The organism is Streptomyces xanthophaeus, assembly GCF_000725805.1.
Lineage (GTDB): Bacteria > Actinomycetota > Actinomycetes > Streptomycetales > Streptomycetaceae > Streptomyces > Streptomyces xanthophaeus.
In genome coordinates, this window is the sequence record NZ_KL647132.1 from 375,439 (window position 1) to 389,239 (window position 13,801).

The 13,801-nt window shown below is 73.2% G+C and carries 11 protein-coding genes; 3 read left to right on the forward strand and 8 right to left on the reverse strand.

Annotated elements, in window-relative coordinates; all coding sequences use genetic code 11:
* Nucleotides 1-104: 104 nt before the first annotated feature.
* Complete coding sequence (locus IO30_RS0131095) at nt 105-1,901, forward strand: AMP-dependent synthetase/ligase (RefSeq protein ID WP_031148505.1); 1,797 nt, start codon at nt 105-107, stop codon at nt 1,899-1,901.
* 16 nt (nt 1,902-1,917) lie between these two features.
* Here IO30_RS0131095 and IO30_RS0131100 read toward each other — a convergent pair whose 3' ends face one another.
* The 7 genes from IO30_RS0131100 to IO30_RS0131130 all read right to left on the reverse strand — a co-directional run bounded on the left by IO30_RS0131100 (nt 1,918) and on the right by IO30_RS0131130 (nt 10,461).
* Entirely contained in the window at nt 1,918-3,534 is a 1,617-nt protein-coding gene (locus tag IO30_RS0131100) for a GMC oxidoreductase (RefSeq protein WP_031148507.1), read from the reverse strand.
* A gap of 262 nt (nt 3,535-3,796) precedes the next feature.
* Nucleotides 3,797-4,939, reverse strand: a complete 1,143-nt coding sequence (locus IO30_RS0131105) for a glycosyltransferase family 4 protein (protein ID WP_031148509.1) — start codon at nt 4,937-4,939, stop codon at nt 3,797-3,799.
* A 146-nt stretch (nt 4,940-5,085) separates the two neighbouring features.
* Entirely contained in the window at nt 5,086-6,207 is a 1,122-nt protein-coding gene (locus tag IO30_RS0131110) for a hypothetical protein (RefSeq protein ID WP_051859732.1), read from the reverse strand.
* Between the two features lie 36 nt (nt 6,208-6,243).
* Complete coding sequence (locus IO30_RS0131115) at nt 6,244-7,296, reverse strand: C40 family peptidase (RefSeq protein WP_031148513.1); 1,053 nt, start codon at nt 7,294-7,296, stop codon at nt 6,244-6,246.
* A gap of 241 nt (nt 7,297-7,537) precedes the next feature.
* Nucleotides 7,538-8,563, reverse strand: coding sequence for a C40 family peptidase (locus IO30_RS0131120; protein WP_031148515.1), 1,026 nt, complete (start codon nt 8,561-8,563; stop codon nt 7,538-7,540).
* Between the two features lie 251 nt (nt 8,564-8,814).
* The gene (locus IO30_RS0131125) at nt 8,815-10,179 is read right to left on the reverse strand and encodes an NYN domain-containing protein (protein WP_031148517.1); all 1,365 of its coding nucleotides are present in this window, start codon (nt 10,177-10,179) and stop codon (nt 8,815-8,817) included.
* A 42-nt stretch (nt 10,180-10,221) separates the two neighbouring features.
* Nucleotides 10,222-10,461: a hypothetical protein gene (locus IO30_RS0131130; RefSeq protein ID WP_008738811.1), complete on the reverse strand. Its 240-nt coding sequence runs from the start codon at nt 10,459-10,461 to the stop codon at nt 10,222-10,224.
* Between the two features lie 136 nt (nt 10,462-10,597).
* Here IO30_RS0131130 and IO30_RS0131135 point away from each other — a divergent pair, with 136 nt between their 5' ends.
* The gene (locus IO30_RS0131135; protein WP_031148520.1) at nt 10,598-11,320 is read left to right on the forward strand and encodes a rhomboid family intramembrane serine protease; all 723 of its coding nucleotides are present in this window, start codon (nt 10,598-10,600) and stop codon (nt 11,318-11,320) included.
* Entirely contained in the window at nt 11,317-11,598 is a 282-nt protein-coding gene (locus IO30_RS0131140) for an Lrp/AsnC ligand binding domain-containing protein (RefSeq protein ID WP_031148522.1), read from the forward strand. Before IO30_RS0131135 ends, IO30_RS0131140 begins: the two co-directional genes overlap by 4 nt.
* Before the next feature lie 712 nt (nt 11,599-12,310).
* Here IO30_RS0131140 and IO30_RS0131145 read toward each other — a convergent pair.
* Entirely contained in the window at nt 12,311-13,729 is a 1,419-nt protein-coding gene (locus tag IO30_RS0131145; RefSeq protein WP_031148524.1) for an aminotransferase class V-fold PLP-dependent enzyme, read from the reverse strand.
* Between the last annotated feature and the right edge of the window lie 72 nt (nt 13,730-13,801).

Here is a 13,801-nt window from a genome sequence, read left to right on the forward strand (position 1 = left end):
ACGCACGGAACATCTGGCCGGTTCCCTCTATCGGGAACCCACTACCGGTGGGTAACGTCCGGTCGGTCCACACGGTGGCGATGGCGCCCAGAGGAGCAGCAGTCTTGCGCGAGTTCAGCCTTCCGGCCCTGTACGAGGTCCCGTCGGACGGGAACCTGACGGATCTCATCCGCCGCAACGCCGCTCAGCATCCCGACACAGCCGTCATGGCCCGCAAGGTCGACGGCAGATGGCAGGACGTCACCGCGACCGAGTTCCTCGCCGAGGTCCGGGCCACGGCCAAGGGCCTGATGGCGGCCGGTGTCCGCCCCGGCGACCGGGTCGCCCTGATCTCCCGCACCCGCTACGAGTGGGTGATGATCGACTTCGCGATCTGGAGCGCGGGCGGCGTGACCGTTCCCGTGTACGAGACCAGCTCCCCCGAGCAGATCCAGTGGATCCTCGGTGACTCCGGCTCCGTCGCCGCGGTCGTCGAGAGCCCCGGGCACGGCGAGGTCGTGGAAGGCCTGCGCGACCGCCTGCCGGAGCTGCGCGAGGTCTGGGAGATCGAGCGCGGCGAGATCGAGACGCTCAAGGCCGCGGGCGCCGGGATCACCGACGCCGAGCTCGACGAGCGCAGCAGCCTCGCGGGCGCCGACGACCCGGCCACCATCGTCTACACCTCCGGCACCACCGGCCGCCCCAAGGGCTGCGTGCTGAGCCACCGCAACTTCTTCGCCGAGTGCGGCAACGCGGTCGAGCGCCTGAAGCCGCTGTTCAAGACCGGCGAGTGCTCGGTGCTCCTCTTCCTGCCCGCCGCGCACGTCTTCGGGCGCCTGGTGGAGGTCGCGGCCGTCCTGGCGCCGATCCGCCTGGGCTGCGTACCGGACATCAAGAACCTCACCGAGGAACTGCAGTCCTTCCGCCCCACCCTGATCCTCGGCGTCCCCCGGGTCTTCGAGAAGGTCTACAACTCGGCGCGCGCCAAGGCGCAGGCCGACGGCAAGGGCAAGATCTTCGACGCGGCGGCCGAGACGGCGATCGCGTACAGCCGCGCGCTGGACACCCCGCGCGGCCCGTCCTTCGGGCTCAAGCTCAAGCACAAGCTCTTCACGAAGCTGGTCTACAGCAAGCTGCACGCCGTCCTCGGCGGGCGCGGCGAGTACGCGATCTCCGGCGGCGCCCCGCTGGGCGAGCGGCTCGGCCACTTCTTCCGCGGCATCGGCTTCACGGTGCTGGAGGGCTACGGCCTGACCGAGTCCTGCGCGGCGACCACCTTCAACCCGTGGGACAAGCAGAAGATCGGCACGGTCGGCCAGCCGATGCCGGGCTCCGTGGTGCGCATCGCGGACGACGGCGAGGTGCTGCTGCACGGCGAGCAGATCTTCACCGGGTACTGGAAGAACGAGAGCGCCACCGCGGAGGCGCTGACCGACGGCTGGTTCCACACCGGCGACGTCGGCACCCTCGACGAGGACGGCTACCTCACGATCACCGGGCGCAAGAAGGAACTGATCGTCACGGCGGGCGGCAAGAACGTCGCGCCCGCCGTGATCGAGGACCGGATCCGGGCGCACGCGCTGGTGGCGGAGTGCATGGTGGTGGGCGACGGACGGCCGTTCGTGGCCGCGCTGGTCACCATCGACGAGGAGTTCCTCGGCCGGTGGGCCGCGGACCACGGCAAGCCGGCCGGGGTCACGGCGGCCGAGCTGCGCGAGGACGCGGAGCTGATCGCCGCGGTGCAGAAGGCCGTCGACGACGGCAACGCGGCGGTCTCCAAGGCGGAATCGGTGCGGAAATTCCGCATTCTTCCCTCCCAGTTCACGGAGGAGTCGGGGCACATCACCCCGTCGCTGAAGCTGAAGCGCAACGTGGTGGCGAAGGACTACGCGGACGAGATCGAAGCGCTCTACCGCGGCTGAGGCCGCAGGAGGCGCACTAGCGCGGGTCCTCGGCGAGGATCCGCGCCAGGTTCCGCTCGGCGAGGGCCGTGATCGTCACGAACGGGTTCACGCCGAGCGAACCGGGGACCAGCGAGCCGTCGACCACGTACAGCCCCTGGTAGCCCTTGGCCCGGCCGTACGCGTCGGTTGCCTCGCCGAGGACGCAGCCGCCGAGCGGGTGGTAGGTGAAGTTGTCGGCGAAGGGCCGGTTGTCGCCGAACAGGTCGTACCGGTAGATCGTGAAGTTCCGCCGGTTGATGCGGTCGAAGAGGTTCCTGGCCGCGTTCACCGCCGGGGTGTTCTGGTCCCGCCGCCAGTTGAGGCGGGCGGAGTCGGTGGCGGCGTCGTAGCTGAAGTGCCCGCGTTCCGGGTTCTTGGTGATGGCCAGGTACATCGAGATCCAGTGCTCCAGCCCCATGGGGAGCGGGGCTATCTCGGCGAAGACCGGGTTCGCGGCGTTGTCCCAGTCGTCGATGCCCAGGGCCGGCATGGTCGCCTGGTCGGCGCCGACCGTGTCCCAGAGGTGGTTGGCCCGTGCGGTCATCACGTTCCCGTTGGGCCCCCAGCCCAGCCCGACCTTCTCGCTGAGCGCGGGCAGCGTCCCCCTCTCGCGGGCCCGCAGCAGGATCTCGGTCGTGCCCAGGCTGCCCGCCCCCAGGAAGAGCTGCCTGCAGCCGAGTTCGCGCTCCTGGGTGACCCGCCCGGAGAGGTCGCTGGTGCGCACCGTCAGCACGTACCCCCCTGCCGGGTCCTGGCGTACGCCGACCACGCGCTGCATGGTCTCGATGGTGACGTTGCCGGTGCCGAGGGCGGCCGCCAGGTAGGTCTTGTCGACGCTCTTCTTCCCGTGGTTGTTGCCGTAGATCACCTCTCCCGCGAGCGCCGACCTGGCCGCGGTGCCGGCCGCCTCGCGCTTCATGTACGCGAAGTCGTAGACGTTGGGGACGAAGACGGTCTTCAGGCCGGTGTTGTGGGCGTGTTTGCGGGAGACCCGGGCGAAGCGGTACCAGGGCGTGGACTCGAACCAGGCCGGGTCGATGTCGTTGACGCCCAGCATGGCGCGGGCGCGCGGGTAGTAGGTGCCGTACATCTCGTCGGCGTCGACCAGGGGCAGCACCTCGGAGAAGTAGGAGCGCCGGGGCGTGGGCGCCATGCCGCCGTTGACGAGCGAGCCGCCGCCGACGCCGCGCCCCACGTACACGGACATGTCGCCGTAGTTCACGCGGTCGAGGACGCCGGGGTACGGGCTGATGTTCCGGTTGACCACGTCGAGCCAGAGGAACTGGGCGAGCGGGGCCTCGGTGCGGGTGCGGAACCACATGGAGCGGTGGTCGGGCGCGGAGGTGGAGGGGAAGACCTTGCCGTCGGGTCCGGGGGTGTCCCAGAGCCGGCCCATTTCGAGGACGACGGTGCGCACGCCCGCCTGCCCCAGGCGCAGGGCGGCGACGGCGCTGCCGTAGCCGGAGCCGACGACGATCGCGGGGGCGTACTGCGCGGCGGCGGGCTCCACGGCCGCGGCGGAGGCCGCCCCGATCCGGGTGAAGCCGAGCGCTGCCGCGGTCTGGAGGGCGCCGAGTCCCAGGAGGTGACGGCGCGTCAGATGTGGTGTCATGGCCGCATCATGGGCGGAATCCGGCCCTCCACCCATACGCTGCACTGCCAGACATCTGAGGCACAGTCAGCCATGGCTCCGCCGGGCGCGCCGGGGCTCCGCCAGGAGCCGGGGCTCCGCCGCCCCTGGGCCAGGCCGCTCCGCGTACGCGGGTCCGGCTCACCGACCGGGGCTCCGCCGGCTCCGCCCCCTGCCCGCTCCTCGGACGCCGGAAGGGCGGCACATGGCCTCCCATCGCCCCATGGCCGCGCGGGCGCGCAGGTCAGAGCAGGGCCCGCAGGCGCTCGGCCAGGAGGTCCCAGCGCCACTTCTCCTCGACCCACGCGCGCCCGGCGGCGCCCATCCGCTCCCGCAGGGCCGGGTCCAGCAGCAGTGCGACGATCCGGTCCGCCGCGTCGTCCGGGGCGCCGCCGCGCACCACCCAGCCCGTCTCGCCGTCCAGCACCGCGTCCGGCGCCCCGCCGGAATCGCCCGCGACCACCGGCAGGCCCGTCGCCGAGGCCTCCAGGTAGACGATCCCGAGGCCCTCCACGTCCAGCCCGCCCCGCCGGGTCCGGCAGGGCATCGCGAAGACGTCCCCCGCACCGTAGTGCGCGGGCAGTTCCGACCACGGGACGGCCCCGGTGAAGACCACCGAGCCGGCCACCCCGGTGGCCGTCGCGAGGGCCCGCAGATCCGCCTCGTACGGCCCGCCGCCCACGATCAGCAGCACCGCGTCGGGCACCGCCGCCAGGATCCTCGGCATGGCCTCGATCAGCGTGTCCTGCCCCTTGCGCGGCACCAGCCGCGAGACGCACACCACGACGGGGCGGTCCGTCAGCCCGAGCCGCGCCCGGACCTGCGCCCCGCCCGAGCCCGGGTGGAAGGTCTTCTCGTCGACCCCGGGCGGGAGTTGCGTCATCCGCGCCGCCGCCCGGTCCGTCACCGCGGAGGCGATCCGCGAACGGGTGTACTCGCCCAGGTAGGTCAGCGTGTCCGTGCCCTCGCCGATCCGCCGCAGCAACTGGCGCGCGGCCGGCAGCTGGGCCCAGCCCGCCTCGTGGCCGTGCGTGGTCGCCACGATCCGCCGGGCGCCCGCCCGGCGCAGCGCAGGGCCCATCAGCCCGAGCGGGGCCGCGGCCCCGAACCACACGGACTCGCAGCCGTGTTCGCGCAGCAGACCCACCGCCCGCCGCGTCACCCGCGGCGTCGGCAGCAGCATCGTCGTACGGTCGCGCACCACCTGGAACGGCTGTTCCGCATCGAAGGCCGCGGTGGCCTCGCGGCCCTCGGCACTGTGCTTCCAGGTGGAGGCGTAGACCACGATCCGGTCGGGATCCAGCCGCAGCGCCATGTTGTGCAGGAAGGCCTGGATGCCGCCCGGTCGCGGCGGGAAGTCGTTGGTCACGATCAGCGTCTTGTGCATCGCCTGCCGACAGTACCGGAACGGCCGGGCCACTCCCCAGGCACCGGCCGCAGCCACCGGCTCCAGGCACAGGCCGCAGCCGCCGGCCCTAGGTCGGCTCTTTCGGATCTTGCCGGTCAGGTCCGGCAAGAGCCGAAAGAGACGGCCTAGGAGCCGAGCTCGGTGCGCAGGGCCTCCTGCCAGGCCCGGGTCAGCTCGGCCGGGTCCGCGCCCAGGGCCTCGTCCAGGGCGGTGGGCCACGGTGCGCGGCCCGCCCGTTCGTACAGGTCCACCAGGGCCGCCTCGCCCCACCGCCCCGCGATCAGCCGGCAGGCCAGCCAGGCCCCCTCGTACGCCCGGGCCACCGCCTCCGGCTCGGCGCCGAAGGCGAAGGCCTGCGCCGGGGGCAGCTCCGCGGGCAGCTCGCCCCGGCGCACGGCCCGGGTCAGCGCCGGGGCGGCCTGCTGCGGGGTGCTGGAGCTGCCGCGGTAGGCGGCCCAGTCCGCGAAGCCCTCGGAGAGCCACTGCGGGGTCGTGGCGGTGGTCGCGGCCCGGGTGGCCACGTGGGTGACCTCGTGGACCAGGACGATGCCGCGGCCCGCCTCGCTCAGCCCCGCGTACCCCTCCGGGTTGATCACCACCCGGTCGGCGGGGCCGCTGCCCCCGTCCACCCGGCCGGTGGTGACCGCGCCCAGCCCCCGGTAGGTGTCGGCGGGCCGTCCCAGCAGCTGCGCCATGCCGTCCAGGGAGCCGGGGACCAGCACCACCACCCGCCCCGCCCACGGCCGCGGCCACGCCCCGCTCGCCTCGGGCACCGCCCGGTCGGCCTCCGCGGCGACCGCGGTGAGCGTCGGCCCGTCGGCGGAGCCCAGCACCAGTGCGTGCGCGCCCCGGACCACCGACACCGGGCCCTGGTCCCACAGCTGCGGCAGCGCCCCGGGGGCGGGGCGGTCGGACCGGACCAGCCAGCTGCCGCCGTCCCGGTCCAGTTCGAGTGCGCGCTCGGAGCCGCCGGGGGCCTGGTCGTACCCGGCCAGCCGGTAGCTCAGCTGCGCCCGTACGTGGGCCCGTACGCCGTCCCGCCGGACCGAGGTGACCTCGTAGGCCCAGTCCTCCAGCGGGATCTGCGCGAGCTGCGCGGGCACCGACCGGGACCAGGACGCCACGGCCGCGCGGACCTCCCGCTCGGCGGCGTCGGCCGCGGGCCGCCCGCCGCACCCGGCCAGGAGGGACAGCAGGAGGCACAGCAGGAGCGGCAGCACGCGCAGCGGACGAGGACCCGGGAGCATCAGCCGATCGTACGCACGGGCCGGGCCGCCACCGGATCAGGGCCGGGTGACCGCGGACACCGGCATCATCCCGACCGGGTCGTACCGCACCCGGGCCCCCGGGTACGGGGCGTGCACCACCTGGCCGTTGCCCACGTACATGCCGACGTGGCTGGCGTCCGAGCGGTAGGTGACCAGGTCGCCCGGCCGCGCCTGGGACAGCGGGACCTGGCGCCCCGCGTGCCGCTGGGCCTGGGAGGTGCGCGGCAGGGAGACGCCCGCCTGCCGGTACGACCACACCATCAGCCCGGAGCAGTCGAAGCCGGAGGGGCCGGTGGAGCCCCACACGTACGGCTTGCCGACCGCCGCCCGGGCCGCCGACACCGCGGCCGAGGCCCGTCCCGAGGCCGGCCCCGACGCGTCCGGGCCGGGCAGGTCGGGCAGCCCGCCGTCGCGGCCCCCGGAGCGGGAGGCCCGCTCGAAGTCGGCGCGCTCCTCGGACGGCATGGCGTTGAGCAGCCGCCGGGCGGCCGCGAGCTTCGCCGTGACGGAGCGCTTGTGCCGGGCCACGTCGGCGCGCAGCGCGTCGAGTTCGGCGAGCTTGCGGGAGGCCTCACGGCGTTCCTGGCCGAGGCTGCGCTGCTCCTCGCGGAGTTCGTCCAGCTGCCGGGCCTGGCGGCCGGTGAGCCGGTCCAGGACGGCGGCCCGCTCCAGGTAGTCGTCGGGGTTCTCGGAGAGCATCAGCCCGACGGTGGGGTCGATGCCGCCGCTGCGGTACTGGGCTCCGGCGAAGGTGCCGAGGACGCCCCGCATGGTGTTGATGCGGTCCTGGCCGCGGGCGACCGCGTCCTGGGCCCGGCTGACCTCGGTGCGCAGCCGGTCGGCCTTCTCGCCCGCCTCGTTGAAGCGTTCGGTGGCCTGTTCGGCCTCCTCGAAGAGCCGGTCGACCTGGGCCCGGGTCCCGGACGGGGGCTCGTACGGCAGACCGGGGGCCGCGTGGGCGGGAACGCCCGCCATGGCGACGGCGGCGCCGGCCGCCGCGGCGGTGAGGACGGTGACCTTCGTGTTCCGGTCGAGGCCGCTGAGGCCGGGCCGGCGATGGGACGCCACGTGAAACCGCTCCCTTCCGCTGAGCGGGGCCCGGGTCCGCCCCCCGTGGACGGCCGTGTGCCGGGTTCCGCGCTGGCAGACAGTAACGGCACCGCCACGCACCGGCCAACGACCTCCGACGGGCACACACAGTGACGCCCCGCCGGAGACGCAGGTCACCGGCGGGGCGTGCGGTCGAGTCGCGGCCTTGTAATTCGCCCGGATGGGCGGTGTACGGCGCGTCCCGGGAGGGCGGGAGGGATCAGATGCGGACGCCGAACTGGAACGGCATGTTGTCCATCGACTCGTACTTGACGCCGCCGCGCGGGTTCGAGGCGTGCAGCGTCATGTTGTTGCCCGCGTACAGCCCGACGTGGTGCAGGTCCCCGTAGAAGAACACGAGGTCACCGGGCTGCAGTTCGCTGCGGCTGACGCGGCGGCCCTCTTCGGCCTGGGTGTACGTCGTGCGGGTGATCTTGACGCCGGCCTGCTTGTAGGCCCACTGGGTGAGCCCGGAGCAGTCGTAGGCGCTGGGGCCGGTGGCGCCCATGACGTACGCGGAGCCCAGCTTGGTCTTCGCGGCTTCGAGAGCGGCCCCGGCCCGGCCGGACGCCTTCACGTTTCCGAGGTCGACGCGCTCCCCGGCGGCGCGGCTGGCCCGCGTCTCCTCCTCCTTGAGCGCGGCGCGCTCCTGCGCGGTCAGGGTGTTGAGCAGGGCCTGGGCCTCGGCGAGCTTGTCCTGCGAGACCTTCTTCTTCTCGCCGAGCTCCTTGCGGGTGGCGTCGAGGTCGGCGAGCTTGCCGGTGGCCTCCTGGCGCTGCTGCGCGAGGCTGCGCTGCTTGCCCTGGATCTTCCGGACCGTCTCGACCTGCTTGCCGCTCAGGTGCTCCAGCGTGGAGGCCTTGTCGAGGTAGCTGTCGGGGTCGGCGGAGAGGAAGAGCGCGAGGGACTGGTCGATGCCGCCGTTGCGGTACTGGGCGCTGGCCATCGAACCGAGGCCGTTGCGCAGCTCGTTGAGGTCACCCTGGCCGCGCGCGACCTGGTCCTGGAGCTGCGCTATCTCCTTCTCCAGCTTCTCCTGGCGTTCCTTGGCACCGTTGAACTTCTCGGTGGCCTGTTCCGCCTCTTCGTAGAGGGCGTCGACCTGGGCCTTGACCTCGTCCTTGCCCGGCTTCGCCGGGGCGGCGGAGGCGCCGTGGGCGGAGAGGGCGACGGCCGCGGCCGCCGTGGCGGTCAGGACGGTCACACGGGTGCGGTTCGGCTGCTTGGGTCGACGGTGGGACGCCACGAAGGCGAGCTCCTTCTTCCTAGGCCGCCGAAGGACGCAACTCGGCAGCAACCCCGCCGCCACCCCGAATGAGTGATCTACCGCACGAAGGTTTGAACAGACCCTAGTGACCCCGCTGTGATCAGTTCAAATCCTCGCGGCAAAAAACTCGCCCTCCTACCAGCTTCTTTACCTACAGCCCACGCTCCGTACCGACCACTTGACGGTATGTCCTCCACTTAGCCCGCCAATTCCGGCATTCGGGCCAGGAGTTACGAAACGCGCGAAAGCCGCTTCAGCAACAAGGCGGACGCCACCGGCCGCGCCCCGGCCTTGGCCACCCCGTCGGCGACCTCCCGGTCCGTGGAGACCACGACCACCGGCCTGCCGGGCGGCTCCGCCCGCACCAGCTGACGGATCAGCTCGTCCGCCGTCACCCCGGCCTTGGAGAACAGCACCCGCACCCCGCGCGGCGGCGCGAGCAGCACCGGGGCCGCGAGTTCCGCCCCGTCGAAGACACAGGTCATCTCCGCGCCCGTCTGCGCGGCCAGCATCGACAGCCCGCCCAGCAGCCGCAGCCGCTGTTTCTCCAGCGGCATCGTCGGATAACCGGTCTTGGTCACGTTGTAGCCGTCGACCACCAGATGTGCCTGGGGCAGGGCCAACAGCTGGTCCAGCAAGGCCGGATCGGTCTCCGACAGGGCGCGGGCCGCGATGTCCTTCGGCGTCATCCGGCCCGGCTCCACCGCTTCCACCGTGTCGGCCGGACGCGTCGAGACCGGCGGCAGCGCCAGCTCCCGGCGCAGGCCCTGCGCCGCGTCCAGCACGGTGTCGAGCAGCAGCCTCAGCCGCATGTCCTCGATGCTGCGCCCCTCGCGGGTGGCCCGGCGCGAGGTCTCCAGCGCCGACTCCACCTCCGCCAGCCGCGACTTGACCCGCCGGGCCTCGCTCTCGGCAGCGGTCACCCGGGTCGCCGCCTCGCCGCGGATCCCGTCGACCTCGGCGTTCAGCTTGCGCAGGGCCGCCTCGCCGCGCTTCACGTCGCTCAGGGCGCTGCGCAGCTTGCGCTGAAGCGATTCGGCTTCCTTGCGGGCCGCGTCCAGCTCGGCCCGCACCTGTTCGCCGCCCGTGCGCTGCAGCTCCCGTACCTGGGCCAGCTCCTCGCGGAGCCGCTCCAGCTCGCGCCGGGTCTCCTCGCCGACCCGCTCGGCGTCGGCGCGCTGCGCCTCCTCGCCCGCGGCGGCCACCAGCTTGACCCAGCCGACCGGCCGCAGGACGTACGCGGCGGCCGCCACGTCCAGCGGGTCCGCGGCGGCGGGCGGCGCGCCGGACTCCACCGCACCGGCGAGGTCCACCTGCGCCTCGCGCAACTTCTCGGCGACCCGGCTGCGGAACACGGGGTCGGTCTCGACCGCCGCGGCCATGGCGTTGCCCGCGAACTTGGCGCGCCGGGTCGGGGTGAACCGGGCGTACTGGCGCAGCTGCGCCGGGAGGTCCGCGACCGTCAGTCCGCCGAAGGCGTCCGAGACGAGCGCGACGACCCGGCGCCGCACGCCTTCCGGCAGCGGGCGGTCGAGCACCTCGGCGGCGTCGCCGGCCGCGTCGGCCGGCTCAGCGCCGCTTGCTGGCTCCACAATCCGTCACCCCTACCGTGATCTACCTGTGGACGCGGTCCTCCGTCAGGAGTCCGCGCCCGGCCTGTCCACGAGCTCGATCTGGTCCACCGCGTTGCACCAGCGGCAGCGGACCGACTCGATGGTCTCATTGACCACCTCGCGCTCCTCGACCTTGGGCTCCCCGGCGAGGTCCAGGTGGACGTACTCCACGACCTTCGACGAACGGGTGACGTCGAAACGCGTGAGGTTGCCGCACAGGGTGCAGCGCCACCGGGTGGTGTCGGTCGGCAGGGGAACCGTCATCGGGCCGCTCTCTCCTTCGTAGCTGTTTCAATTAAAGCCGTCCGCAGAGCCGTACGCGTCGCCCCACGGACCGCAGCTCGTAACCCTACGGCCTGCCACCGCTTCAGGTGGGCCCGCTTGAGTCATGCTCGGTCGCATGATCGTAAGGTGGCGGGCCGTCCGCGAGGCTGCCCGGGGATCCGTGGTCACCCACGCGCTGATCGCCGGCTGCTGTGTGGTGTTCCTCCTCAGCCCCGCCTCGGGGCTGAACCCGGCCTACGGGACGGGCGAGCGGCTGCTGTCCGCGGGGACGGCGTACTTCCAGCGCTGGGGCGTGATCCCGGACGAGCTCTTCACGGGCACCCCGCGGGCCTGGCTGACACCACTGACCGCACTGTTCGTCCACGGCAGCTGGCTGCACCTGCTCGGGAACATGCTCTTCCTCTACGTCTTCGGCGCGATGGCGGAGGAGCGGATGGGCCGCCCGGCGTTCCTCGTCTTCTACGTCTGTACGGGCTACCTGGCGCTGGCGGCGTACGCGGCGGCGAACGCCGGGTCCGCGCAGACGCTGGTCGGGGCCTCCGGGGCGATCTCGGCGGTGCTGGGCGCGTTCCTGTGCCTCCTCCCGCGGGCCAGGGTGACGAGCCTGTTCCCCTTCCTCTTCTTCCTGCCGCTGCGGTTCCCGGCGTGGATCGTGCTGCTGTTCTGGTTCGCCCTGCAGTGGGTGGCGGCGCACCGCGCGGAGAGCGGTCCCGGGGTCGCCTATCTGGCCCATCTGGTGGGCTTCTCCCTCGGGTTCGTCTACGCCTGGGTCCGGTATCGGCGTACGACTAGAGTGAGGCGACCAGCGACGGCCACCGAGGGAGACAGCCAGCCGTGATCACCGCGATCGTGCTCATCAAGACCAGCGTGGACCGCATCCCCGAGATCGCCGAGGCCATCGCCGCGCTGGACAGCGTCAGCGAGGTCTACTCCGTCACGGGTACGTACGACCTCATCGCGCTGGTCCGCGTGGCCCGCCACGAGAACCTGGCGGACATCATCCCGGGCCGGATCAGCAAGATCCCGGGCGTCGAGGCGACGGACACCCACGTGGCGTTCCGCACCTACTCCCAGCACGACCTGGAAGCGGCGTTCGCCATCGGCCTGGACGCTTAGCACTGGGCTTCGACGGTCCCTGGCCGTGGCGGCCGACCCCCGGCTGCGCCGGGCTGGACCCGGGCTACGCCCGGGGCTTTCCGGGGCTCCAACTCCCCCGGCTACCGCTGGGAGGGGCCCCGGGCGGGGCTTGATCCCGGCCCTGCCGTGGCGTTGCCCGGCGCGGGGCGGCTGGGCTGCGGCCTCTGCGTTGTCCGTGCGGGCTCACCCCAGGGGGCTTGTTCCGCCTGGCCTGCCCGCGTGGGTCGGTTCGCGGCGCCCCTCCGGAGTGTCTCCTCGGCTCGCGCACTGAGCCCCGTCCCGAACATCTGAGCCCGGGTTGCGCGCTCGTCCTGCGGGGACACCCCTGCACGGCTCCACGAACCGACGCGAGCATTCTCTGCCGCCTGGACACCCGGGGCCTACTTCCCCAAGCCGGACTGTGGGGTGGGGACACGGCGGAGGGCCCCCGCAGGACGAGCGCGCAACCCGGGCCGAGGGCGTCGAAAAGGGCTGGGTGCGCGAGCCGAGGAGGTCCTCCGGTGGGGCACCGCCCCACCCCCCGACCAGGCACATCAAGCCCCGCCGGGACTTGAGGCGCGGGGTCCGGGGCGGAGCCCCGGGAAGCCTCGGGCGAAGCCCGGCCCCGGCCCGGCGCAGCCGAACCCGCCGAGCCCCGCACGGGAACCGGCGCAGCCGAAGCCGCCGAGCCCCGAACCGCCGCCCGACGGAGTCACACGGCCGGGACGCAGCGGCCCTCTTCGGTGCGGTACTGCCACTTCGCGCCGTCGGCGACGAGCTCCTTCACCGCGCGGACGAACCGCTCGACGTGCTCGTCCGGGGTGCCCGCGCCGAAGCTGACGCGGATCGCGTTCAGCGAGCGCTCCCCCGGCGCCGCCTCCGGCGCACCGCACTCGCCCTGGGCCTGCGGCTCGCTGCCCAGCAGCGTGCGGACCAGCGGGTGGGCGCAGAACAGGCCGTCGCGCACCCCGATGCCGTACTCCGCGGACAGCGCTGCCGCGAAGTGCGAGCTGTTCCAGCCGTCCACCACGAAGGAGATGACGCCGACCCGCGGGGCGTCGTCCCCGAAGAGCGACAGGACGCGGACCTCCGGGACCTCGGCCAGGCCCTCGCGGACCTTCGCGATGAGGTGGCGTTCGCGGGCGACGAGGCGGTCGAAGCCCTCCTCGGCCAGGGCCTTGCAGGCGGAGGCGATGGAGTAGACGCCGATGACGTTGGGGGAACCGGCCTCGTGGCGGGCCGCCGTGGTGTGCCAGTCCACGTCCACGCCGCCGTCCTCGCGCCGGGCGACCTTGCGGGAGGCGCCGCCGCCCGCGAGGTACGGCTCGCCCTCCTGAAGCCAGTCCGCGCGGCCGGCGAGGACGCCCGAGCCGAAGGGGGCGTAGAGCTTGTGCCCGGAGAAGGCGATCCAGTCGACGTCCAGCTCCCGCACGGAGACGGAGAGGTGCGGGACCAGCTGGGCGGCGTCCAGCACGATCCGCGCGCCGTGGGCGTGCGCGGCGGCGGCCAGCTCCTTCACCGGCCACAGCTCACCGGTCACGTTGGACGCGCCGGTGACGCAGACCAGGGCGGGGCCGTAGGGGTCGCGGTCGGCCAGGGCCCGCTCCAGGGTGGCGACGGCCTCGTCCGGGGTGCGCGGGGCGTTGAGGTAGGTGACCTGCGCGTGCGTCCACGGCAGCAGCGAGGCGTGGTGCTCGGTCTCGAAGACGAAGACCTGGCATCCGGCCGGGAGGACGGAGGCGAGGAGGTTGAGGGAGTCGGTGGTGGACCGGGTGAAGACGACCTGGTCGCCGGGGCGGCAGTCGAGGAACTCGGCGACCGTGGCCCGGCTCTGCTCGAAGAGGTCGGTGGAGAGCTGCGAGAGGTAGCCGGCGCCGCGGTGCACGCTGCCGTAGTACGGGGCGTACGCGGCCACGTCGTCCCACACCCGCTGGAGGGCGGGGGCGCTCGCCGCGTAGTCGAGGGCCGCGTAGGTGACCTCGCCACCGGTCACGAGGGGGACGGTGACGTCCCGGCCGAGCACCGCAAGCGGCTCGACGCAGGCGGGGCCCTCGGCAGTGGCCGCGTCGGAGGAGGTGGCGGAGGCGGAGGCAGCGGCGGAGGTGGTGGCGGCGTTCAGGGATGCGGACATGGCGGTATCTCCCGGCAGGCAGGGGTGAATGGCTTCGGTGTGCCCGTACGCGGGTGCGGCGGTGCGCCGACC